The following is a 19,139-nucleotide window of genomic DNA, read 5'->3' as shown; positions in this document are numbered from 1 at the left end:
TTAGCTAACGTAAAGAGGTCATAGCAGTGGCTAAGGAAAAATTCGAACGTTCCAAAACGCACGTCAACGTCGGTACCATCGGTCACGTCGACCACGGTAAGACCACGCTGACTGCGGCCCTGACTCGCGTGTCCGCGGAAGTCTTCGGTGGCGACGCTCGTGCGTTCGACTCCATCGACAACGCCCCGGAAGAGCGTGAGCGCGGCATCACCATCGCGACCGCTCACGTCGAGTATCAGTCCGAAGAGCGCCACTACGCGCACGTCGACTGCCCGGGTCACGCCGACTACGTCAAGAACATGATCACCGGTGCTGCCCAGATGGACGGCGCTATCCTGGTCTGCTCTGCCGCCGACGGCCCCATGCCGCAGACTCGCGAGCACATCCTGCTGTCTCGCCAGGTCGGCGTGCCGTACATCGTCGTGTTCCTGAACAAGGCCGACATGGTCGACGACGAAGAGCTGCTCGAGCTGGTCGAGATGGAAGTCCGTGAGCTCCTGAGCGAGTACGACTTCCCGGGCGACGACTGCCCGATCATCACCGGTTCCGCGCTGATGGCCCTGGAAGGCAAGGACGACAACGGCATGGGTACCACCGCCGTTGCCAACCTGATCAAGGCCCTGGACGCTTACATCCCGGAGCCGGAGCGTGCCATCGATCAGCCGTTCCTGATGCCGATCGAGGACGTGTTCTCCATCTCTGGTCGCGGTACCGTTGTGACTGGTCGTGTCGAGCGCGGCATCGTCAAGTCTGGCGAAGAAGTCGAGATCGTCGGCATCAAGGACACCACCAAGACCACCGTTACCGGTGTCGAGATGTTCCGCAAGCTGCTCGACGAAGGTCGTGCCGGCGAGAACATCGGCGCCCTGCTGCGCGGCACCAAGCGTGACGACGTCGAGCGTGGTCAGGTCCTGGCCAAGCCGGGCACCATCACCCCGCACACCAAGTTCGAGGCCGAGGTGTACGTGCTGTCCAAGGACGAGGGTGGTCGTCACACTCCGTTCTTCAAGGGCTACCGTCCGCAGTTCTACTTCCGTACCACCGACATCACCGGTACCTGTGAACTGCCGGAAGGCGTCGAGATGGTCATGCCGGGCGACAACGTCAAGATGGTCGTCAGCCTGATCGCTCCGGTCGCCATGGACGAAGGTCTGCGTTTCGCCGTTCGTGAAGGCGGTCGTACCGTCGGCGCCGGCGTCGTGGCCAAGATCGTCGAGTAAGCATCACGCTGATCGAGCGATCGAAGGGGGCTCCTTGCGGAGCCCCCTTTCTGCGCACCGTCACGAGGGGTTTGACTCTCGTCGGCGGCGCGCCTATAATGCGCATCCTTTGAATGCGTGGGTTGACGGCTCGCGCCGTCAAGATCCATTGGAGTTTAGGGCAAATGCAGAACCAGAAGATTCGCATTCGGTTGAAGGCCTTCGACCACCGCCTGATCGACCAGTCCGCCGCGGAGATCGTTGATACCGCCAAGCGTACCGGCGCCCAGGTGCGGGGTCCGATTCCTCTGCCGACCAATCGCGAGCGCTACACCGTGCTGATCTCTCCGCACGTGAACAAGGACGCTCGTGACCAGTACGAGATTCGTACGCACAAGCGCGTGCTCGACATCGTCGAGCCGACCGAGAAGACCGTTGACGCCCTGATGAAGCTCGACCTCGCCGCCGGCGTGGACGTGCAGATCAAGCTCGACTGATACCACACTAGACACTCGCGGCCCAGCGCCTGTCGGAACATGGTACAGGCAGCAGCCGCCGCGCCGGGATGGCGCCACACAACGTGCTAGTGGAATGCTCTGGAAAGGGCAGCCATAGCGGGTGATAGCCCCGTACACTAAAGGAGACGTAGTAATGACTATCGGTTTGGTCGGTACGAAGGCCGGGATGACCCGTGTCTTTACCGAAGACGGCGCCTCAGTGCCCGTGACCGTGATCGAGGTTGAGCCGAACCGCGTGACTCGCGTCAAGTCCGTCGAATCCGACGGCTATGCCGCGGTGCAGGTGACAACCGGTTCCCGCAAGGCCAAGCATCTCTCCAAGGCCCAAGCCGGTCAGTTCGCGAAAGCCGGCGTCGAGGCCGGTCGTTCGCTGATGGAGTTCCGCCTGGAAGAAGGCGTCGAGGCTCCGGAAGTGGGCGGCGAACTCACCGTATCCCTCTTCGAGGCTGGTCAGAAGATCGACGTGACCGGCTCCTCCAAGGGTAAGGGTTTCCAGGGCGCCGTGAAGCGCTGGAACTTCCGTACCCAGGACAACAGCCACGGTAACTCCCTGGCCCACCGTGCACCGGGTTCCATCGGCATGTGCCAGACCCCGGGTCGCGTGTTCAAGGGCAAGAAGATGGCCGGTCAGCTCGGCAACGAGCGTTGCACCGTCCAGAGCCTGGAAGTCGTCCGTGTCGACGCCGAGCGTAACCTGCTGCTGGTCAAGGGTGCCGTGCCCGGCGCCACCGGCAGTGATGTCATCGTGCGCAGCGCCGTCAAAGCAGGCTGAAGGGGAATTTACCGATGAATCTGAATCTTGCAGGTGCTGGCGGCACCGTCGAAGTCGCCGAAGCCACCTTTGGCAAAGAGTTCAACGAAGCACTCGTGCACCAGGTCGTCACCGCCTATCTGGCCGGTGGTCGTCAGGGTACCCGTGCCCAGAAGAACCGTTCCGACGTTCGTGGCGGCGGCAAGAAGCCGTGGCGCCAGAAGGGCACCGGCCGTGCCCGCGCCGGTACCATCCGCTCGCCGATCTGGCGTGCCGGCGGCGTGACCTTCGCGGCTCGTCCGCAGGACTACACCCAGAAGGTCAACCGCAAGATGTACCGTGCGGCCATGCGCTCGATCCTCTCCGAGCTCGTGCGCCAGGAGCGTCTGGTGGCCGTCGACGCCTTCGCCGTCGAGACCCCCAAGACCAAGCAGCTGGTCGCCAAGCTGAGCGAGCTGGGCCTCGAGGATAAGGTGCTGATCGTCACCGAAGAGGTCGACGAGAATCTGTACCTCGCCGCCCGCAACATCCCGAACGTGGATGTCGTGGACGTCGCTGCCGCCGATCCGGTGAGCCTGGTTGCCTTCGACAAGGTCCTGGCCACCGTCTCCGCTCTGCGTAAATTCGAGGAGAAGCTGGCATGAACCAGGAACGTGTATTCAAGGTGCTGCTGGGTCCGCACGTGACCGAGAAGGCCGCCATGGCCGCCGAGCGCAACCAGTACGTGTTCAAGGTGGCAGGCGACGCGACCAAGCCCGAGATCAAGACCGCCGTGCAGGAGCTGTTCGGCAAGAAGGTCGATCGCGTTCAGGTCCTGAACGTCAAGGGCAAGACCAAGCGCACCGCGCATGGCACCGGTCTCCGTAAAGGCTATCGCAAGGCGTACGTCACCCTGGCCGCCGGCGAGACGCTCGAAGACTTCTCTGGCGCCGAGTAAAGGCAGGAGCACGGATCATGGCAATCGTCAAGACTAAACCTACTTCCGCCGGTCGTCGCCACGTCGTCAAGATCGTCGGCGAGGAGCTGCACAAGGGCCGCGCGTACGCGCCGCTGCTCGAAAAGCAGTCCAAGTCCGGTGGCCGTAACAACTACGGTCGCATCACCACCCGCCACGTGGGCGGTGGTCACCGTCAGCACTACCGGATCATCGACTTCAAGCGCACCAAGGATGGCGTTCCCGCCGTCGTCGAGCGCCTGGAGCACGATCCGAACCGTAGCGCCCACATTGCGCTGCTGAAGTACATGGACGGCGAACGTCGCTACATCATCGCTCCGCGCGGTGTGAAGGCCGGCGACCGTCTCGAGTCCGGCGTGAACGCAGCGATCAAGAAAGGCAACGCCCTGCCGCTGCGCAACATCCCGCTGGGTTCCACCGTGCACTGCATCGAGCTCAAGCCCGGCAAGGGCGCTCAGATCGCACGCAGTGCCGGTACCAGCGCCCAGCTGGTGGCCCGCGAAGGCAACTACGCCACCCTGCGTCTGCGCTCCGGCGAGATGCGCAAGGTGCTGGCCGAGTGCCGCGCGACCCTGGGTGAGGTGAGCAACTCCGAGCACAGCCTGCGTCAGCTTGGCAAGGCCGGTGCGAAGCGCTGGAAAGGCGTGCGTCCGACCGTTCGCGGCGTGGCCATGAACCCGGTGGATCACCCGCACGGTGGTGGTGAAGGCCGCACCAGCGGTGGTCGTCATCCGGTGTCTCCGTGGGGTATGCCCACCAAGGGCCACAAGACCCGCAAGAACAAGCGCACCGACAAGCTGATCGTCCGTCGCCGCAAGGCCCGGAAATAAGATCCCACGCCAAGACATTAAGAGGTAACGGCTGTGCCACGTTCACTGAAGAAAGGTCCTTTTATTGACCTTCATCTGCTGAAGAAGGTTGAGACTGCAGTGGAGAAGGGCGAGCGCAAACCGATCAAGACCTGGTCGCGCCGCTCCATGATCCTGCCCAACATGGTCGGGCTCACCATTGCGGTCCATAACGGTCGCCAACACGTCCCGGTGCACGTCTCCGAGGAAATGGTTGGCCACAAGCTGGGCGAATTCGCTGCCACCCGCACCTATCGCGGTCATGCGGCGGACAAGAAAGCCAAACGGTAAGCCAAGAGGATTAAGAGATGGAAGTCACAGCAAAGCTGCGTGGCGCTAGCTTATCCGCCCAGAAGGCCCGTTTGGTGGCTGACCAGGTGCGCGGTAAGCCGGTCGCCGAAGCACTCGATCTGCTGACCTTCTCCCCGAAGAAGGCCTCCAAGCTGGTCAAGAAGGTGCTGCAGTCCGCCATCGCGAACGCGGAAGAAAACAACGGCATGGATATCGACGAGCTGCGTGTCTCGACCATCTGCGTCGATGAGGGCATGACGCTCAAGCGCATCCGTCCGCGCGCCAAGGGCCGTGCGGATCGCATTCTGAAGCGCACCTGCCACATCACCGTCAAGGTAGCCGAGAAGTAGGAGTCGACCAGATGGGTCAGAAAGTCAATCCGACAGGCATTCGCCTGGGTATCGTCAAGGACCATACCTCGGTCTGGTATGCCGAGCGCGGCGCCTATGCCGATAAGCTGAACAACGACCTCGAGGTGCGTAGCTTCCTGGAAGAGCGTCTCAAGAACGCCTCCGTGAGCAAGATCACCATCGAGCGTCCGGCCAACAACGCCCGCGTCACCATTCACACTGCCCGTCCGGGCATCGTGATTGGCAAGAAGGGCGAGGACGTCGACAAGCTGCGTCGCGAAGTCACTCAGATGATGGGCGTGCCGGTTCACGTCAACATCGAGGAAGTTCGCAAGCCGGAGCTGGACGCCCAGCTCGTCGCGCAGAACATCGCCGGCCAGCTCGAGCGTCGCGTCATGTTCCGTCGCGCCATGAAGCGCTCCGTCCAGAACGCCATGCGCCTGGGCGCCGGCGGTATCAAGGTGCAGCTCTCAGGCCGTCTCGGCGGCGCCGAGATCGCCCGCACCGAATGGTATCGCGAAGGTCGCGTGCCGCTGCACACCCTGCGTGCGGACATCGACTACGCCACCTACGAGGCCAAGACCACCTACGGCATCATCGGTGTCAAGGTCTGGGTCTTCAAGGGTGAAATCCTCGGGGGCATCGAGGAGGTCCGCGCCAAGGCCAAGCAGCCGCAGAGCGCGCCCTCCAAGAAGAAAGGTTCCAAGTAAGGGGAGAGCGAGTCGATGTTACAACCCAAGCGTTTGAAATTCCGCAAGGTGCAGAAGGGCCGCAACCGTGGCCTGGCGCATCGCGGTAGCAAGGTGAGCTTCGGCGAGTACGGCCTGAAGGCCACTGGTCGCGGTCGCGTCACCGCCCGTCAGATCGAAGCCGGCCGTCGTGCCATCACCCGTCACGTCAAGCGTGGCGGCAAGATCTGGATCCGTGTCTTCCCCGACAAGCCGATTTCCAAGAAGCCGCTGGAAGTCCGGATGGGTAAGGGTAAGGGCTCTGTCGAATACTGGGTCGCGCAGATCCAGCCCGGCCGTGTCCTGTACGAGATCGAAGGCGTTTCCGAGGAGCTGGCACGCGAGGCATTCGCCCTGGCCGCCCAGAAGTTCCCGGTCTCCACCACCTTTGTGAAACGGACGGTGATGTGATGAAAGCCCAGGAAATTCGTGAAAAGTCCGCAGAGCAGCTCCAGGAGCAGCTCCTCGAACTCCTCCGCGAGCAGTTCAACCTGCGCATGCAGAAGGCCACCGGCCAGCTCAGCCAGACCCATCTGCTCAAGCAGGTTCGTCGGGATATCGCCCGCGTGAAGACTGTGCTCAACGAGAAGGCAGGTGTCTGAGATGGCCGAAGAGAAAAAAGCCCGTACGCTCACCGGCAAGGTGGTGAGCGACAAGATGGACAAGTCCATCGTTGTGATGATCGAGCGTCGTGAGCGCCACCCGATCTACGGCAAGTACGTCAAGCGCTCCACCAAGCTGCACGCCCATGACGAGGCGAACCAGGCCAAGGCCGGTGATACGGTCTCCATCGAGGAGAGTCGTCCGCTGTCCAAGAAGAAGGCCTGGACCCTGGTCGAAGTTCTCGAACAGGCCAAGGGTTGATCGGCAAACGCCAGTCGAACCAGTGCAGTCAGTTTAGGTTTGGAGAAAACCGATGATTCAGACTCAGACAATGCTGGATGTCGCCGACAACAGCGGGGCGCGCCGGGTGCAGTGCATCAAGGTGCTCGGCGGTTCACACCGCCGTTACGCCCGCGTCGGCGACGTCATCAAAGTCACGGTGAAAGAAGCCATCCCGCGTGGCAAGGTCAAGAAAGGCCAGGTCCTCAAAGCGGTGGTCGTTCGCACCCGTAGCGGCGTCCGTCGTAACGACGGTTCGCTGATCCGCTTCGATGGAAATGCGGCGGTTCTGTTGAACAACACCAACGAACAGCCGATTGGTACCCGGATCTTCGGTCCGGTGACCCGTGAGCTTCGCACAGAGAAGTTCATGAAGATCATTTCCTTGGCGCCTGAAGTGCTGTAAGGAGCGAGGCGGATATGCAAAAGATCAAACGTGACGACGAAGTCGTCGTCATCGCCGGGAAGGACAAGGGCAAGCGTGGCACCGTGAAGCGCGTCCTCAAGGACGACCGCTACATCGTGTCCGGTGTGAACATGATCAAGCGTCACACCAAGCCCAATCCCATGGCGGGTAATCAGGGCGGTATCGTCGAGCGCGAGGCTCCGATTCACGCGTCCAACGTGGCCATCTTCAACCAGGAGACCGGTAAGGCAGATCGCGTCGGCGTCCAGGTTCAGGAAGACGGTACCAAGGTACGTATCTACAAGTCGACGCAAGCGCAGATCGACGCCTAACGCGAGTCGGGTAGCAAAATGGCGAACTTGAAAGAACGTTATCAGAACGAGGTGATGGCTAAGCTGCAAGAGCAGTTCAGCTACGCCAACGTGATGCAGGTGCCCCGGATCACCAAGGTGACCCTGAACATGGGCATCGGCGAAGCGACCAGCGACAAGAAGCTGATCGACAACGCCATCGGTGACCTGGAGAAGCTCTCCGGTCAAAAGCCGCTGGTGACCAAGGCGCGCAAGTCCATCGCGGGCTTCAAGGTGCGTGAAGGCTGGCCGATCGGGATCAAGGTGACCCTGCGCTCCGAGCGCATGTGGGACTTCCTCGATCGCCTGGTGAATATCGCGATCCCCCGCGTTCGTGACTTCCGTGGTCTCAACCCGAAGTCCTTCGACGGTCGTGGCAACTATTCCATGGGGGTGCGTGAGCAGATCATCTTCCCGGAGATCGAGTATGATAAGATCGACCGGATCCGTGGTCTGGATGTCACCATCACCACCACCGCCAACACCGATGAAGAAGGTCGTGCGCTGCTGAGCGCATTGAACTTCCCGTTCAAGAAATAAGGGTGGGATCATGGCAAAGAAAAGCATGGTAGAGCGTGAGGCGAAGCGCGCCGAGCTGGTGGAGAAGTATGCCGCCAAGCGCGCCGAGCTCAAGGCGATCATCCAGGACGTGAACGCTTCTGACGAAGAGCGCTTCGAAGCGCAGCTCAAGCTGCAGCAGCTGCCGCGTGACTCCAGCCCGGTGCGCCAGCGCAACCGCTGCCGCGTCACTGGCCGTCCGCACGGCTACTACAACAAGTTCGGCCTCGGCCGCAACAAGCTGCGTGAAGCCGCCATGCGTGGCGATGTGCCCGGACTCAAGAAGTCCAGCTGGTAACGTCACGTAGAATCATCAGGAGCGCAACGTAAATGAGCATGCAAGACACTCTGGCGGATATGTTCACCCGTATCCGCAATGCGCAGATGGCCACCAAGGAGACGGTTTCCATGCCGTCCTCCAAGCTCAAGGTCGAGGTGGCCCGCGTGCTGAAGGAAGAGGGTTATGTCACGGACTACGCCGTCAGCGACGAGGCCAAGCCGTCGCTGACCGTGACCCTCAAGTACTTCGAAGGCAAGCCGGTCATCGAACATCTGCAACGGGCTTCCAAGCCGTCTCTGCGCAGCTACAAGGGCAAGGACTCCCTGCCCAAGGTTGCCGATGGCCTGGGTATCGCGATCGTCACCACCTCCAATGGTGTGATGACCGACCGCGCGGCCCGTCAGGCCGGTGTCGGTGGTGAAGTCATCTGCACCGTATTCTAGGAGTTTGGAATGTCACGCGTAGCCAAATATCCGGTTAAAGTGCCCGCCGGCGTCGAGCTCAAGCTCGACGGCGACCAGCTGTCCGTCAAGGGCAGCCAGGGCGCGCTGTCCATGACCGTTCACCCCGACGTGGCGATCGCTCATGAGGAAGGTCAGGTGACCTTCCAGCCGAGCGAGTCCGCCAAGAGCTGGGCGATGGTCGGCACCACCCGTGCCCTGGTTCAGAACCTGGTCACCGGTGTTTCCGAGGGCTTCACCAAGACCCTCGAAATTAATGGCGTCGGTTATCGTGCCCAGGCCAAGGGCCAGACGCTGAACCTGACACTGGGCTTCTCACACCCGGTCGACTACGAACTGCCTGAAGGTGTCGTGGCGGAAACGCCGAAGAACACCACTATCGTGCTGAAGAGCGCGGACAAGCAGAAGCTCGGCCAGGTTGCCGCGGAAATTCGCGCTTACCGTCCGCCCGAGCCCTATAAGGGCAAGGGTATCCGGTACGGCGACGAACAAGTCCGCCGCAAAGAAGCCAAGAAGAAGTAAGGCAGGGTTATGAACGCGAAGAAAGAATCTCGTCTCCGTCGTGCCCGCCGCGCTCGCGCCAAGATCCGCGAGCTGGGCGTGTATCGCCTGTGCGTCAACCGTACCCCGCGCCACATCTACGCGCAGATCATCTCGCCGGATGGTGGCAAGGTCCTGGCCAGCGCTTCCACGCTGGACAAGGCCCTGCGCGAGGGTGCGACCGGTAACGTCGACGCCGCCACCAAGGTCGGCGCGCTGATTGCCGAACGGGCCAAACAGGCAGGCATCACCCAGGTGGCCTTCGACCGTGCCGGTTTCAAGTACCACGGTCGTGTCAAGGCCCTGGCCGACGCCGCTCGTGAAGGCGGCCTGGAATTCTAAAGGGTTTTACGATGGCGAAGAACGAACAGCAAAGCGGCGATCTGCAGGAAAAGCTCGTGCAGGTCAACCGTGTCGCCAAGGTGGTCAAGGGTGGCCGGATCTTCGGCTTCACCGCCCTGACCGTCGTCGGCGACGGTAACGGTCGTGTTGGCTTCGGTCGTGGCAAGGCGCGTGAAGTGCCGGTCGCGATCCAGAAGGCCATGGACCAGGCGCGTCGCAACATGGTCAAGGTCAACCTGAAAGGTGGCACTCTGCAGTACGCCGTCAAGGCCCGTCACGGTGCCTCCAAGGTGTACATGCAGCCGGCTTCCGAAGGTACCGGTATCATCGCCGGCGGCGCCATGCGCTCCGTGCTCGAGCTGGCCGGCGTCCATGACGTCCTGGCCAAGTGCTACGGCTCCACCAATCCGGTGAACGTGGTGCGTGCGACCGTCAACGGTCTGACCGCCCAGCGCTCTCCGGAAGACGTGGCCGCCAAGCGCGGTCTGTCTGTCGAAGCGATCACGGGGTGAGTACCATGGCAGCTACGATCAAGGTTACCCAGACCCGCAGCACCATCGGCGTGCTGGCCAAGCACAAGGCCACCATGAAGGGCCTCGGCCTGCGTCGCATCGGTCACACGGTCGAACTGGAAGACACCCCTGCCGTTCGCGGCATGATCCACAAGGTCAACTACCTTGTGCGTGTTGAGGGAGAGTAATCCATGAAACTCAATAGCCTGAGCCCGGCACCGGGCTCCAAGCACGCCGAAAAGCGCGTCGGTCGTGGCATCGGCTCCGGTCTGGGCAAGACCGGCGGTCGTGGCCACAAGGGCCTGAAGTCGCGCAGCGGCGGCAGCGTGAAGCCCGGCTTCGAAGGCGGTCAGATGCCGCTGCAGCGTCGTCTGCCGAAGTTCGGTTTCACTTCCGCGAAGTCGCTGGTCTCCCAGGAAGTCCGCCTGGCCGAACTCGGCCGGGTCGAGGGTGACGAAGTCACTCTGGACACCCTGAAGCAGGCCAACGTGCTGAAGGATGCCACCCAGTATGCCAAGGTGATCCTTTCCGGCGAACTGAACAAGGCGGTTACCGTCCGCGGCCTCAAGGTCACCAAGGGTGCCCGTGCCGCGATCGAAGCCGCCGGCGGTAAGGTAGAGGACTAAATGGCCAAGTCAGGAAACATGCCGGCGATGGGCAGCGGTCTGAGTGAACTCTGGGCGCGTCTGCGCTTCGTGCTCCTCGCCATCGTGGTCTACCGTATCGGTGCCCACATTCCCGTTCCCGGTATCAATCCTGACCAGCTTGCTGCCTTGTTCAGGGAGCAGCAGGGCACCATCCTGGGCATGTTCAACATGTTCTCGGGCGGTGCCCTGGAACGCATGAGCATCTTCGCGCTCGGCATCATGCCGTACATCTCCGCGTCGATCATCATGCAGCTGCTGACCGCCGTCTCGCCTCAGCTGGAGCAGCTGAAGAAGGAAGGCGAGGCCGGTCGTCGCAAGATCAGCCAGTACACCCGCTACGGCACCGTACTGCTGGCTCTGGTCCAGGCCATCGGCATGTCCGTGGGCCTGGCGAGCCAGGGTATCGCCTACACGGCCGACTTCAGCTTCTATTTCACCGCCGTCGTCACCTTTGTGTGCGGTGCGGTGTTCATGATGTGGCTGGGCGAGCAGATCACCGAGAAGGGCATCGGCAACGGCATCTCGCTGCTGATCTTCGCGGGGATCGTCGCCGGTCTGCCGGGGGCCGTGGGCCAGGCCTTCGAACTGGCCCGTAATGAAGGCGCATGGAACGTGCTGCCGCTGCTGGCCTTGTCCCTTCTGGGCATCGCCACCGTGGCCTTCGTGGTGTTCATCGAGCGCGGCCAACGCCGCATCACGGTGAACTATCCGCGTCGCCAGGTCGGCAACAAGATGTACGCCGGCCAGAGCAGCTACCTGCCGCTCAAGGTCAACATGGCGGGCGTGATTCCGGCGATCTTCGCCTCGAGCATCCTGCTGTTCCCGGCTTCGCTGGGTCAGTGGGTCGGTGCCGGGGACGGCATGGAGTGGCTGCAGCGTGCATCCCAGGCTCTTGGCCCGGGTCAGCCGCTGTACATCTTGCTTTTCGCGGCAGCGGTGGTATTCTTCTGCTTCTTTTACACAGCGCTGGTCTTCAATCCCAAGGACGTCGCCGACAACCTCAAGAAGTCGGGGGCCTTCCTTCCGGGCATCCGCCCCGGCGAGCAGACCGCTCGCTACGTCGACAAGGTCATGACCCGTCTGACCCTGTTCGGTGCCCTCTACATCACTGCTGTTTCCCTGATGCCCCAGTTCCTGATCGTGGCCTGGAACGTACCGTTCTTCTTCGGCGGTACTTCGTTGCTGATCGTGGTGGTGGTCATCATGGACTTCATGGCCCAGGTGCAGTCGCATCTCATGTCGCATCAGTACGATTCGGTGATGAAGAAGTCCAACCTGAAAGGCTACGGCAGCGGCGGCATCACGCGCTGAGTGCGCCGCTGGTGAATTGGCGCGCCGCGAGCTGAATTGTTGGCTCGCGACGCGGGCCAACAATGGAGAGGAACGATGAAAGTTCGAGCTTCCGTGAAGAAAATGTGCCGTAACTGCAAGATCATTCGTCGCAATGGCGCCGTGCGCGTCATCTGCAGCGAGCCGCGGCACAAGCAGCGTCAGGGCTGATCCCTGATACTGCACTAAACCGGGTGCCGGCATGCCCCTTGCCCTTTGCAGGGTGAAGGGGTATGCTGTTGCGCCTTTTGTAGATGACTAATCGAGCAAGCCGCTCAAATTTCGGAGTAAGCTGATGGCCCGTATTGCAGGCGTCAATATCCCGGACAACAAGCATGCGGCGATCTCGCTGACCTATATCTTCGGGATTGGCCGCACTCGCGCTCAGGAAATCTGTGTCGCGGCCGGCATTGCGCCGACCACCAAGATCCAGGAGCTGTCTTCTGACGAAGTCGACACCCTGCGTTCCGAAGTCGGTAAGTACACCGTTGAAGGCGATCTTCGTCGTGATGTGACGCTGAACATCAAGCGTCTCATGGACCTGGGTTGCTATCGTGGTCTGCGTCATCGTCGTGGTCTCCCGCTGAAGGGTCAGCGGACCAAGACCAATGCGCGCACCCGCAAGGGCCCGCGTAAGCCGATTCGCAAATAACACGCACGTTCTGCGTAACGACAGGAATTGACATCAACATGGCTAACCCGCGTAGCAACCGTAAAAAGGTTAAAAAGCAGGTAGTGGATGCCGTCGCGCATATCCACGCCTCTTTTAACAACACGATCATTACGATCACAGACCGCCAGGGCAACGCCCTCTCCTGGGCGACTGCCGGTGGTTCGGGTTTTCGTGGTTCTCGCAAGAGCACCCCGTTCGCTGCTCAAGTGGCAAGCGAACGTGCAGCGACCGCTGCAGCCGAGTATGGTGTGAAAAACGTCGACGTGCTGGTCAAAGGCCCCGGTCCGGGCCGTGAATCCGCCGTGCGTGCACTGAATGCCGCCGGCTTCCGCGTGCAGAGCATCACCGACGCGACGCCCATTCCGCACAATGGCTGCCGTCCGCCGAAGAAACGCCGCGTTTAAGGAGACAGATTCATGGCTCGTTATATTGGACCGAAGTGCAAACTGTCTCGTCGTGAAGGCACCGACCTCTTCCTGAAGAGCGGTGTCACTCCCTTCGAGAAGAAGTGCAAATCCGAGCAGATCCCGGGTGTGCACGGCCAGCGTCGTCAGCGGATTTCCGACTACGGCTTGCAGCTTCGCGAGAAGCAGAAAGTACGCCGCATGTACGGCGTGCTCGAGAAGCAGTTCCGCAACTACTACAAGGAAGCGGCCCGTCTGAAGGGCGCGACCGGTGAGCTGTTGCTGCAGCTTCTCGAATCCCGACTGGACAACGTCGTCTATCGCATGGGCTACGGCGCCACTCGCTCCGAGGCCCGCCAGCTGGTGAGCCACAAGGCGATCGCCGTCAACGGCAAGACCGTCAACGTGGCGTCCTACCAGGTCAAGCCGGGTGACGTGGTCTCCGTCCGCGAGAAGGCCAAGAACCAGGCGCGTATCCAGAACGCCCTGAGCATCGCCGCCAACCGTGGCGATGTCGCCTGGGTCGAGGTCGATGCCAAGAAGATGGAAGGCACTTTCAAGGCTCTGCCTGAACGCGGTGACCTGTCTGCCGACATCAATGAGCAACTGATCGTCGAGCTGTACTCGAAGTAAGCGGCGATCGCCGCGCCGCCCTCCCCGCGGGGTGGGCGGCCTTCAGTACCGAGTATCCGTTTGGCAGCCTGAAAGGTATTCATCATGCAGCGTTCAGTGACAGAGTTTCTCCGTCCTCGCGACATCAAGGTCGAAGAGATCAACGCGCACCACGCAAAGATCGTGCTCGAACCCTTCGAGCGTGGCTTCGGCCACACTCTGGGCAACGCTCTGCGTCGTATCCTGCTCTCGTCCATGCCCGGCTGTGCCGTGGTGGAGGCCGAGATCGCCGGTGTCGATCACGAGTACAGCGCGATCGAGGGCGTCCAGGAAGATGTCATCGAAATCCTCCTGAACCTCAAGGACGTGGCGATCAAGATGCACAGCCGCGACGAGGCGGTGCTCTCGCTGAACAAGCAGGGCCCGGCCATCGTGACCGCGGGTGACATCGCTCTCGACCACGACGTCGAGATCGTCAACCCCGAGCACGTCATCGCACACGTCAACGAGGGCGCCGAGCTGAAGATGCAGCTCAAGGTGGCCCGCGGCCGCGGCTACGAGCCGGCGGACGTCCGTGGCGAAGCCGACGACGAGTCTCGTGCCATCGGCCGTCTGCAGCTGGATGCGACCTTCAGCCCCGTGCGTCGGGTTTCCTACACCGTCGAGGCCGCGCGTGTCGAACAGCGCACCGACCTCGACAAGCTGATTCTCAATCTGGAAACCGACGGCACCCTGGATCCTGAAGAGGCGATCCGTCGCAGCGCGACTATCCTGCAAGAGCAGCTGGCCGCGTTCGTCGACCTGGAAGCCGACAAGGAACAGGAAGTGGAAGAGGAAGAGGATCACATCGATCCGATCCTGCTGCGCCCCGTAGACGATCTCGAGTTGACCGTCCGCAGCGCCAACTGCCTGAAGGCCGAGAACATCTACTACATCGGGGACCTGATCCAGCGCACCGAGGTGGAGCTGCTGAAGACCCCGAATCTCGGCAAGAAGTCCCTGAACGAGATCAAGGACGTGTTGGCCGCCCGTGGTCTGTCCCTGGGTATGCGGCTGGAAAATTGGCCGCCCGCTAGCCTGAAGGACGACAAGGCCTCCGCGTGAGCGTCGACTCGAGTCCCAGTTTGGTAAGGAATCACAACCATGCGTCATCGTAAGAGTGGTCGTCATCTGAATCGCACCAGCTCGCACCGCCAGGCCATGTTCAAGAACATGAGCGTGTCGCTGGTCGAGCACGAGGTGATCAAGACAACCCTGCCCAAGGCCAAAGAGCTGCGTCGTCACATCGAGCCGCTCATCACCCTGGCCAAGCAGGACAGCGTCGCCAACCGTCGTCTGGCCTTCAGCCGCACCCGCTCCAAGGAAGCGGTCGGCAAGCTCTTCAACGAGCTGGGTCCGCGTTACGCCAATCGCCCGGGCGGTTACGTCCGTGTGCTCAAGTGCGGTTTCCGCACTGGCGACAACGCCCCCATGGCCTACGTCGAACTGGTCGACCGTCCGGTCGTCGAGGACGCCGCCGAGGAGTGATCCTCGCGCGCGACCTCCAGGTCCGACACGAAACCGGCTCCCTCAGGGAGCCGGTTTTTTTATGTCGCCCCGTGCGGGGTGGCGTGGTGTCGCCGGCGGATCAGAAGCGATAGCTGTAGGCCACCACCGGTCCCTCGTAGATGACTTCCTCGAGGAAGTCGCTGTCGTCGAGCCGCCACTTCATGTAGCGATAGCCTGCGGTCACGCTGCTGGCTCCCCAGGCGTACTCGGCGGCGGTGAAGGCCTGCAGGCTGATCTCGGTGCTGCCGGTACCGACGTCCACGATGAAGGGCGTGGACCAGCGGGGCGTGAAGCTGTAGTGCCCGCGCAGGCCGAAAGTAGCGTCGGTCAGGTTGTCCTCGGTATCGAAGCGCCGGGCCCCATCGTCGGTTTCCACGGTCAGGTCGGTATCGAAGCGCGTGTAGCGGATGCCGCCTGTGCCGTAGACGGACCAGTTGGCGTCGCGGTACCACTCATGGCCGACGAAGGCGTGAGCCATGGTCGTCCTGGTGGTGAAGTCCAGCGCCGCTTCGATGGCGTCCGGTCCGTCGGGTTCCTCGCTTTCCACCGGCACGTCGACGTCGCCGTCCTTGCCGATATCGGCGTAGAGGCCGTCGAAGCCGTAGAGCCAGGGGCCGCGGCGATGCACCAGGGTGCCCATCAGGCCGAACTCCAGGTTCTCCATCACCGTCTGGCGGCTGGTCTCGAGGCGCGTGCCGCCCTCCAGCGTCTGGTCGACGTCGGTGCCCCACAGGTAGAGCGAGGCCGTGGTCTCGTCGGCCTGGGCCTGAGGCGTCGCCAGCGCCAGGCATAGCACCGTGCCGCCCAGCAGGCATGTGGTGGTCGAGGCGGGTATGCGGGAGGTGGCGAGAGGCATGGGCGGTCTCCAGAGGCGGAAGGGGACGAGGTTCGTCTCTGGAAAAGCTAGCAGATTCTGCCTCGTTCGCCGCCGATCGTTCCGACCGGCGGCGAACGGTGGGGATCAGGCGGGAGTGGTGTCTCGCGAGGTGGCCGCCGCCCGCTCCAGCAGCGGCTGGAGGAAGCGCCCGGTGTGGGAGATCTCCTGGCGCGCGACCTGTTCCGGGGTGCCCTCGGCGATGATGCGCCCGCCGCCGGAGCCGCCCTCGGGGCCGAGGTCGATCAGCCAGTCGGCGGTCTTGATCACGTCGAGGTTGTGCTCGATGACCACGATGGTGTTGCCGTGGTCACGCAGCCGGTGGAGCACCGTCAGCAGCTGGCGGATGTCCTCGAAGTGCAGGCCAGTGGTGGGCTCGTCGAGGATGTAGAGCGTCTTGCCGGTGTCACGCTTGGCCAGCTCCCGGGCCAGCTTGACGCGCTGGGCCTCGCCACCGGACAGCGTGGTGGCGCTCTGGCCCAGGCGGATGTAGGACAGGCCCACGTCCATCAGCGTCTGCAGGCGGCGGGCGATGGCCGGCACCGGGCTGAAGAACTCCAGCGCCTCCTCCACGGTCATCTCCAGCACCTCGTCGATGCTCTTGCCCTTGTACTGCACCTCGAGGGTTTCGCGGTTGTAGCGCTTGCCCTTGCACACGTCGCAGGGCACGTAGATGTCCGGCAGGAAGTGCATCTCCACCTTGATCATGCCCTCGCCCTGGCAGGCCTCGCAGCGCCCGCCCTTGACGTTGAACGAGAAGCGCCCGGGCTTGTAGCCGCGGGAGCGTGCCTCCTGGGTGCCGGCGAACAGCTCGCGGATCGGCGTGAAGATGCCGGTGTAGGTGGCCGGATTGGAGCGCGGCGTACGCCCGATCGGGCTCTGGTCGATATCGATCACCTTGTCCAGGTGCTCGAGGCCCTCGATGCGGTCGTGGGCCGCCGGGCTCAGCGCCGTGGCGCGATTCAGCTCGCGGGCGGCGATCGGCATCAGCGTCGTGTTGATCAGCGTCGACTTGCCGGAACCGGAGACCCCGGTCACGCACACGAACAGCCCCAGCGGCAGACTCAGGGTCACGTCCTGCAGGTTGTTGCCCCGGGCGCCGTGCAGGACCACCTGTTTCTCCGGGTTGCCGGGGATGCGCCAGGGCGGCACCTCGATGCGCCTCTCGCCGGACAGGTACTGGCCGGTCAGCGAGTCCGGCGTGGCCATGACCTGCTCCGGCGTGCCCTCGGCCACCACCCGGCCGCCGTGGACGCCGGCGCCGGGGCCGATGTCGAGCACGTGGTCGGCGGCGCGGATGGCGTCCTCGTCGTGCTCGACCACGATCACGGTGTTGCCCAGGTCGCGCAGGTGCTCGAGGGTATGGAGCAGGCGGTCGTTGTCGCGCTGGTGCAGGCCGATGGAGGGCTCGTCGAGGATATACATCACCCCGACCAGGCCGGCCCCGATCTGGCTGGCCAGGCGGATGCGCTGGGCCTCGCCGCCGGACAGGGTCTCGGCGCTACGCTCGAGGTTGAGGTAGTCGAGCCCGACGTTGACCAGGAACTCGAGGCGCGCGCGGATCTCGTTGAGGATCTTCTCGGCGATCTCGCCCTTGCGGCCCGGCAGCGTCAGGGCCTGGAAGTAGGACAGCCCCTCGCCGATCGGCAGGCGCACCACGTCGGGCAGGGTCCGGTCGTCGATGTAGACGTGGCGCGATTCCTTGCGCAGCCGCGAGCCGTGGCAGGTCGGGCAGGGCTGCACGGCGATGTGACGGGCCAGCTCCTCGCGCACCGAGCTGGATTCGGTCTCGCGATAGCGGCGCTGCATGTTGGGTAGCACGCCTTCGAAGGGGTGCTCGCGGGTGACCTTGCGGCCACGGTCGTTGACGTAGTGGAAGGCGATGTCGTCGCTGCCGCTGCCGTGCAGGATGACCTCGCGCTCGTGGCGGGCGAGGTCCTGCCAGGGCGTCTCCAGGGTGAAGCGGTAATGGTCCGCCACCGCCTGCAGCTGGTTGAAGTAGTAGACGCTGCGCCGGTCCCAGCCCTTGATCACGCCCTCGGCCAGCGACAGCTCGGGATGGCTGATCAGCTTGTCCGGATCGAAGTACTGCTGCACGCCCAGGCCGTCGCAGCTCGAGCAGGCGCCGGCCGGGTTGTTGAACGAGAACATCCGCGGCTCGAGCTCGGAGATCGAGTAGCCGCACACCGGGCAGGCGAAGCGCGACGAGAAGGCGATGTCGTCGCGCTCGCCGTCCATGAAGTGGATCAGCGCGGTGCCGTCGGCCAGCCCCAGGGCGGTCTCGAAGGACTCGGCCAGGCGCTGTTCCAGGCCCTCGCGGACCTTGATGCGGTCCACCACCACGCTGATGTCGTGTTTCTTGTTCTTGTCGAGCGGGGCGATGTCGTCGAGTTCGAGCACCTGGCCGTCGACCATGGCGCGCACGAAGCCCTGGGCGCGCAGTTCGGCCAGCAGCTGCAGGTGCTCGCCCTTGCGGCCGCTGACCACCGGGGCCAGCAGCATCAGCTTGCTGCCTTCCGGCAGTGCCGTCACCTGGTCGACCATCTGCGAGATGGTCTGGGCCTCGAGGTCCTCGCCGTGCTCCGGGCAGCGGGGCGTGCCGGCGCGGGCGAACAGCAGGCGCAGGTAGTCGTAGATCTCGGTGATGGTGCCCACGGTGGAGCGCGGGTTGTGGGAGGTCGACTTCTGCTCGATGGAGATCGCCGGCGACAGGCCCTCGATGTGGTCGACATCGGGCTTCTCCATCATCGACAGGAACTGCCGGGCGTAGGTGGAGAGCGATTCCACGTAGCGCCGTTGGCCCTCGGCGTAGAGGGTGTCGAAGGCCAGCGACGACTTGCCGGAGCCCGACAACCCGGTGACCACGATCAGCTTGTCCCGGGGCAGCTCGACGTCGATCTGCTTGAGGTTGTGGGTACGGGCACCCCTGACCAGAATCCTGTCCATTCCTACCTCGCGGGCCGCGGCAAAAGATCGATTATACGGGCCCGGCCCGGAGCGCGGCAAAGTCGCCGGGGGGAGGCGGCGTTTCGTGTACCGAGGCGACGCGGTAGAATACGCGGTCCATCCGGGCCCCGCGCC

The 19,139-nt window shown here is 63.1% G+C and carries 31 protein-coding genes; 29 read left to right on the top strand and 2 right to left on the bottom strand.

The annotated features are described in order from the left end of the window. Positions 1-26: 26 nt before the first annotated feature. From tuf to rplQ, 29 genes are all read left to right on the top strand, one after another. On the top strand, positions 27-1,220 hold the full coding sequence (gene tuf / locus C9J49_RS13960; protein WP_035596342.1) for an elongation factor Tu: 1,194 nt from the start codon (positions 27-29) through the stop codon (positions 1,218-1,220). Positions 1,221-1,384: 164 nt separating this feature from the next. Beyond that, the gene (gene rpsJ, locus C9J49_RS13955; protein ID WP_010626466.1) at positions 1,385-1,696 is read left to right on the top strand and encodes a 30S ribosomal protein S10; all 312 of its coding nucleotides are present in this window, start codon (positions 1,385-1,387) and stop codon (positions 1,694-1,696) included. Positions 1,697-1,850: 154 nt separating this feature from the next. Then, entirely contained in the window at positions 1,851-2,489 is a 639-nt protein-coding gene (gene rplC / locus C9J49_RS13950) for a 50S ribosomal protein L3 (protein WP_035596344.1), read from the top strand. 14 nt (positions 2,490-2,503) lie between these two features. Continuing rightward, a complete protein-coding gene (rplD, locus tag C9J49_RS13945) occupies positions 2,504-3,112 on the top strand; it encodes a 50S ribosomal protein L4 (RefSeq protein WP_035596347.1) in 609 nt (202 codons plus the stop codon). Beyond that, entirely contained in the window at positions 3,109-3,405 is a 297-nt protein-coding gene (gene rplW, locus C9J49_RS13940; RefSeq protein ID WP_046077809.1) for a 50S ribosomal protein L23, read from the top strand. The genes rplD and rplW overlap by 4 nt, the downstream gene beginning before the upstream one ends. A gap of 17 nt (positions 3,406-3,422) precedes the next feature. Further along, positions 3,423-4,253, top strand: a complete 831-nt coding sequence (rplB, locus tag C9J49_RS13935; RefSeq protein ID WP_035596353.1) for a 50S ribosomal protein L2 — start codon at positions 3,423-3,425, stop codon at positions 4,251-4,253. A gap of 33 nt (positions 4,254-4,286) precedes the next feature. Continuing rightward, entirely contained in the window at positions 4,287-4,562 is a 276-nt protein-coding gene (rpsS, locus tag C9J49_RS13930) for a 30S ribosomal protein S19 (protein WP_026068605.1), read from the top strand. A gap of 17 nt (positions 4,563-4,579) precedes the next feature. Further along, positions 4,580-4,912: a 50S ribosomal protein L22 gene (gene rplV, locus C9J49_RS13925; protein ID WP_035596356.1), complete on the top strand. Its 333-nt coding sequence runs from the start codon at positions 4,580-4,582 to the stop codon at positions 4,910-4,912. A gap of 11 nt (positions 4,913-4,923) precedes the next feature. Then, complete coding sequence (gene rpsC / locus C9J49_RS13920; protein ID WP_016856414.1) at positions 4,924-5,622, top strand: 30S ribosomal protein S3; 699 nt, start codon at positions 4,924-4,926, stop codon at positions 5,620-5,622. A 15-nt stretch (positions 5,623-5,637) separates the two neighbouring features. Then, a complete protein-coding gene (gene rplP / locus C9J49_RS13915; protein WP_035596358.1) occupies positions 5,638-6,051 on the top strand; it encodes a 50S ribosomal protein L16 in 414 nt (137 codons plus the stop codon). After that, complete coding sequence (gene rpmC / locus C9J49_RS13910; protein ID WP_035596360.1) at positions 6,051-6,242, top strand: 50S ribosomal protein L29; 192 nt, start codon at positions 6,051-6,053, stop codon at positions 6,240-6,242. The genes rplP and rpmC overlap by 1 nt, the downstream gene beginning before the upstream one ends. A gap of 1 nt (position 6,243) precedes the next feature. Continuing rightward, a complete protein-coding gene (gene rpsQ, locus C9J49_RS13905; RefSeq protein WP_035596363.1) occupies positions 6,244-6,504 on the top strand; it encodes a 30S ribosomal protein S17 in 261 nt (86 codons plus the stop codon). A 52-nt stretch (positions 6,505-6,556) separates the two neighbouring features. Beyond that, a complete protein-coding gene (gene rplN, locus C9J49_RS13900) occupies positions 6,557-6,928 on the top strand; it encodes a 50S ribosomal protein L14 (RefSeq protein WP_016856410.1) in 372 nt (123 codons plus the stop codon). A gap of 14 nt (positions 6,929-6,942) precedes the next feature. Then, complete coding sequence (rplX, locus tag C9J49_RS13895; protein ID WP_035596367.1) at positions 6,943-7,260, top strand: 50S ribosomal protein L24; 318 nt, start codon at positions 6,943-6,945, stop codon at positions 7,258-7,260. An 18-nt stretch (positions 7,261-7,278) separates the two neighbouring features. Continuing rightward, the gene (gene rplE, locus C9J49_RS13890; RefSeq protein ID WP_035596369.1) at positions 7,279-7,818 is read left to right on the top strand and encodes a 50S ribosomal protein L5; all 540 of its coding nucleotides are present in this window, start codon (positions 7,279-7,281) and stop codon (positions 7,816-7,818) included. A gap of 10 nt (positions 7,819-7,828) precedes the next feature. Further along, complete coding sequence (rpsN, locus tag C9J49_RS13885; protein WP_046077808.1) at positions 7,829-8,134, top strand: 30S ribosomal protein S14; 306 nt, start codon at positions 7,829-7,831, stop codon at positions 8,132-8,134. Positions 8,135-8,166: 32 nt separating this feature from the next. Beyond that, on the top strand, positions 8,167-8,559 hold the full coding sequence (rpsH, locus tag C9J49_RS13880; RefSeq protein ID WP_035596374.1) for a 30S ribosomal protein S8: 393 nt from the start codon (positions 8,167-8,169) through the stop codon (positions 8,557-8,559). Between the two features lie 9 nt (positions 8,560-8,568). Beyond that, the gene (gene rplF / locus C9J49_RS13875) at positions 8,569-9,099 is read left to right on the top strand and encodes a 50S ribosomal protein L6 (RefSeq protein ID WP_035596377.1); all 531 of its coding nucleotides are present in this window, start codon (positions 8,569-8,571) and stop codon (positions 9,097-9,099) included. 9 nt (positions 9,100-9,108) lie between these two features. Next, positions 9,109-9,459, top strand: coding sequence for a 50S ribosomal protein L18 (rplR, locus tag C9J49_RS13870; RefSeq protein ID WP_016856404.1), 351 nt, complete (start codon positions 9,109-9,111; stop codon positions 9,457-9,459). 11 nt (positions 9,460-9,470) lie between these two features. Then, positions 9,471-9,971, top strand: a complete 501-nt coding sequence (gene rpsE, locus C9J49_RS13865) for a 30S ribosomal protein S5 (protein ID WP_035596380.1) — start codon at positions 9,471-9,473, stop codon at positions 9,969-9,971. Between the two features lie 5 nt (positions 9,972-9,976). Continuing rightward, positions 9,977-10,159 (top strand): 50S ribosomal protein L30, encoded by a 183-nt coding sequence (gene rpmD, locus C9J49_RS13860; RefSeq protein WP_016419098.1) that lies wholly within the window; start codon positions 9,977-9,979, stop codon positions 10,157-10,159. A gap of 3 nt (positions 10,160-10,162) precedes the next feature. Beyond that, positions 10,163-10,597 carry a 50S ribosomal protein L15 gene (gene rplO, locus C9J49_RS13855; protein WP_016856402.1) on the top strand — a complete coding sequence of 145 codons (435 nt, stop codon included), beginning with the start codon at positions 10,163-10,165 and terminating at the stop codon, positions 10,595-10,597. Beyond that, positions 10,598-11,929 (top strand): preprotein translocase subunit SecY, encoded by a 1,332-nt coding sequence (secY, locus tag C9J49_RS13850; protein WP_035596383.1) that lies wholly within the window; start codon positions 10,598-10,600, stop codon positions 11,927-11,929. It begins immediately after the preceding gene. A 75-nt stretch (positions 11,930-12,004) separates the two neighbouring features. Continuing rightward, positions 12,005-12,118, top strand: coding sequence for a 50S ribosomal protein L36 (gene rpmJ / locus C9J49_RS13845; RefSeq protein ID WP_008959154.1), 114 nt, complete (start codon positions 12,005-12,007; stop codon positions 12,116-12,118). Between the two features lie 124 nt (positions 12,119-12,242). Further along, positions 12,243-12,599 (top strand): 30S ribosomal protein S13, encoded by a 357-nt coding sequence (gene rpsM / locus C9J49_RS13840; RefSeq protein ID WP_016856399.1) that lies wholly within the window; start codon positions 12,243-12,245, stop codon positions 12,597-12,599. 38 nt (positions 12,600-12,637) lie between these two features. Further along, the gene (gene rpsK / locus C9J49_RS13835) at positions 12,638-13,024 is read left to right on the top strand and encodes a 30S ribosomal protein S11 (RefSeq protein ID WP_013331014.1); all 387 of its coding nucleotides are present in this window, start codon (positions 12,638-12,640) and stop codon (positions 13,022-13,024) included. A 12-nt stretch (positions 13,025-13,036) separates the two neighbouring features. Further along, positions 13,037-13,657, top strand: coding sequence for a 30S ribosomal protein S4 (gene rpsD, locus C9J49_RS13830; RefSeq protein ID WP_016856398.1), 621 nt, complete (start codon positions 13,037-13,039; stop codon positions 13,655-13,657). 84 nt (positions 13,658-13,741) lie between these two features. Beyond that, positions 13,742-14,740 carry a DNA-directed RNA polymerase subunit alpha gene (locus C9J49_RS13825; protein WP_035596385.1) on the top strand — a complete coding sequence of 333 codons (999 nt, stop codon included), beginning with the start codon at positions 13,742-13,744 and terminating at the stop codon, positions 14,738-14,740. A 39-nt stretch (positions 14,741-14,779) separates the two neighbouring features. Then, complete coding sequence (rplQ, locus tag C9J49_RS13820) at positions 14,780-15,163, top strand: 50S ribosomal protein L17 (protein ID WP_035596388.1); 384 nt, start codon at positions 14,780-14,782, stop codon at positions 15,161-15,163. Positions 15,164-15,263: 100 nt separating this feature from the next. Here the strand turns inward: rplQ and C9J49_RS13815 are convergent, their stop codons facing one another. Both C9J49_RS13815 and uvrA read right to left on the bottom strand, forming a co-directional pair. After that, a complete protein-coding gene (locus C9J49_RS13815) occupies positions 15,264-16,040 on the bottom strand; it encodes a hypothetical protein (protein ID WP_107182446.1) in 777 nt (258 codons plus the stop codon). 105 nt (positions 16,041-16,145) lie between these two features. After that, the gene (uvrA, locus tag C9J49_RS13810) at positions 16,146-19,004 is read right to left on the bottom strand and encodes an excinuclease ABC subunit UvrA (RefSeq protein WP_107182445.1); all 2,859 of its coding nucleotides are present in this window, start codon (positions 19,002-19,004) and stop codon (positions 16,146-16,148) included. Positions 19,005-19,139: the final 135 nt, after the last annotated feature.

Source organism: Halomonas sp. SL1 (assembly GCF_003030865.2).
Lineage (GTDB): Bacteria > Pseudomonadota > Gammaproteobacteria > Pseudomonadales > Halomonadaceae > Halomonas > Halomonas halophila.
Note: the sequence above shows the minus strand (reverse complement) of the source record. Positions and strands in the feature narration are given on the sequence as shown.

What these genes read in the sequence shown, in the direction of transcription:
- rpsJ (WP_010626466.1), top strand. Translation starts at nt 1,385, where the DNA reads ATGCAGAACCAGAAGATTCGCATTCGGTTGAAGGCCTTCGACCACCGC.
- rplC (WP_035596344.1), top strand. Translation starts at nt 1,851, where the DNA reads ATGACTATCGGTTTGGTCGGTACGAAGGCCGGGATGACCCGTGTCTTT.
- rplD (WP_035596347.1), top strand. Translation starts at nt 2,504, where the DNA reads ATGAATCTGAATCTTGCAGGTGCTGGCGGCACCGTCGAAGTCGCCGAA.
- rplW (WP_046077809.1), top strand. Translation starts at nt 3,109, where the DNA reads ATGAACCAGGAACGTGTATTCAAGGTGCTGCTGGGTCCGCACGTGACC.
- rplB (WP_035596353.1), top strand. Translation starts at nt 3,423, where the DNA reads ATGGCAATCGTCAAGACTAAACCTACTTCCGCCGGTCGTCGCCACGTC.
- rplV (WP_035596356.1), top strand. Translation starts at nt 4,580, where the DNA reads ATGGAAGTCACAGCAAAGCTGCGTGGCGCTAGCTTATCCGCCCAGAAG.
- rpsC (WP_016856414.1), top strand. Translation starts at nt 4,924, where the DNA reads ATGGGTCAGAAAGTCAATCCGACAGGCATTCGCCTGGGTATCGTCAAG.
- rplP (WP_035596358.1), top strand. Translation starts at nt 5,638, where the DNA reads ATGTTACAACCCAAGCGTTTGAAATTCCGCAAGGTGCAGAAGGGCCGC.
- rpmC (WP_035596360.1), top strand. Translation starts at nt 6,051, where the DNA reads ATGAAAGCCCAGGAAATTCGTGAAAAGTCCGCAGAGCAGCTCCAGGAG.
- rpsQ (WP_035596363.1), top strand. Translation starts at nt 6,244, where the DNA reads ATGGCCGAAGAGAAAAAAGCCCGTACGCTCACCGGCAAGGTGGTGAGC.
- rplN (WP_016856410.1), top strand. Translation starts at nt 6,557, where the DNA reads ATGATTCAGACTCAGACAATGCTGGATGTCGCCGACAACAGCGGGGCG.
- rplX (WP_035596367.1), top strand. Translation starts at nt 6,943, where the DNA reads ATGCAAAAGATCAAACGTGACGACGAAGTCGTCGTCATCGCCGGGAAG.
- rplE (WP_035596369.1), top strand. Translation starts at nt 7,279, where the DNA reads ATGGCGAACTTGAAAGAACGTTATCAGAACGAGGTGATGGCTAAGCTG.
- rpsN (WP_046077808.1), top strand. Translation starts at nt 7,829, where the DNA reads ATGGCAAAGAAAAGCATGGTAGAGCGTGAGGCGAAGCGCGCCGAGCTG.
- rpsH (WP_035596374.1), top strand. Translation starts at nt 8,167, where the DNA reads ATGAGCATGCAAGACACTCTGGCGGATATGTTCACCCGTATCCGCAAT.
- rplF (WP_035596377.1), top strand. Translation starts at nt 8,569, where the DNA reads ATGTCACGCGTAGCCAAATATCCGGTTAAAGTGCCCGCCGGCGTCGAG.
- rplR (WP_016856404.1), top strand. Translation starts at nt 9,109, where the DNA reads ATGAACGCGAAGAAAGAATCTCGTCTCCGTCGTGCCCGCCGCGCTCGC.
- rpsE (WP_035596380.1), top strand. Translation starts at nt 9,471, where the DNA reads ATGGCGAAGAACGAACAGCAAAGCGGCGATCTGCAGGAAAAGCTCGTG.
- rpmD (WP_016419098.1), top strand. Translation starts at nt 9,977, where the DNA reads ATGGCAGCTACGATCAAGGTTACCCAGACCCGCAGCACCATCGGCGTG.
- rplO (WP_016856402.1), top strand. Translation starts at nt 10,163, where the DNA reads ATGAAACTCAATAGCCTGAGCCCGGCACCGGGCTCCAAGCACGCCGAA.
- secY (WP_035596383.1), top strand. Translation starts at nt 10,598, where the DNA reads ATGGCCAAGTCAGGAAACATGCCGGCGATGGGCAGCGGTCTGAGTGAA.
- rpmJ (WP_008959154.1), top strand. Translation starts at nt 12,005, where the DNA reads ATGAAAGTTCGAGCTTCCGTGAAGAAAATGTGCCGTAACTGCAAGATC.
- rpsM (WP_016856399.1), top strand. Translation starts at nt 12,243, where the DNA reads ATGGCCCGTATTGCAGGCGTCAATATCCCGGACAACAAGCATGCGGCG.
- rpsK (WP_013331014.1), top strand. Translation starts at nt 12,638, where the DNA reads ATGGCTAACCCGCGTAGCAACCGTAAAAAGGTTAAAAAGCAGGTAGTG.
- rpsD (WP_016856398.1), top strand. Translation starts at nt 13,037, where the DNA reads ATGGCTCGTTATATTGGACCGAAGTGCAAACTGTCTCGTCGTGAAGGC.
- C9J49_RS13825 (WP_035596385.1), top strand. Translation starts at nt 13,742, where the DNA reads ATGCAGCGTTCAGTGACAGAGTTTCTCCGTCCTCGCGACATCAAGGTC.
- rplQ (WP_035596388.1), top strand. Translation starts at nt 14,780, where the DNA reads ATGCGTCATCGTAAGAGTGGTCGTCATCTGAATCGCACCAGCTCGCAC.
- C9J49_RS13815 (WP_107182446.1), bottom strand. Translation starts at nt 16,040, where the DNA reads ATGCCTCTCGCCACCTCCCGCATACCCGCCTCGACCACCACATGCCTG.
- uvrA (WP_107182445.1), bottom strand. Translation starts at nt 19,004, where the DNA reads ATGGACAGGATTCTGGTCAGGGGTGCCCGTACCCACAACCTCAAGCAG.